Origin of the sequence: Mesorhizobium sp. M1C.F.Ca.ET.210.01.1.1 (assembly GCF_004791585.1) — a bacterium.
Taxonomy (GTDB): Bacteria; Pseudomonadota; Alphaproteobacteria; order Rhizobiales; family Rhizobiaceae; genus Mesorhizobium.
The window spans coordinates 1-319 of sequence record NZ_SRUU01000173.1 but is presented as its reverse complement, the minus strand read 5'-3'; the positions used below and the strand labels follow the sequence as shown (position 1 = coordinate 319).

The 319-nt window shown below is 65.8% G+C and carries 1 pseudogene; it reads right to left on the bottom strand.

The features are described from left to right. A pseudogene (locus tag EN853_RS33450) lies at nt 1-210 on the bottom strand (ABC transporter permease); the annotation flags it as partial. Between the last annotated feature and the right edge of the window lie 109 nt (nt 211-319).

The following is a 319-nucleotide window of genomic DNA, read 5'->3' as shown; positions in this document are numbered from 1 at the left end:
GGCGCTGAGCTGGCCGCTCTCATCGAACAAGGAAAGCCAGAACAGCCAGCCGATCGGCACGATGATGACGGCGAAGACCAGGAAGAGCCCAGGCGACAGCAGCGCGAACATGCCGCGCGATTCCCGTCGGGCGTCGGCGCGCAAGGCATCGGCGTTGATCACCCCGTCGCGGTGGGAGGCATGATCGAGACTGGCGGATGCAAGGCTCATTGGTCTGCCACCAGCACGACGTCCTGGGCATCGATGCCGAGCGTTATCGGCTCGCCCGGCGCCGGCAGTTTCGCCAAGACGTCGGGGCGGCAATAGTCGCGCAACGTCA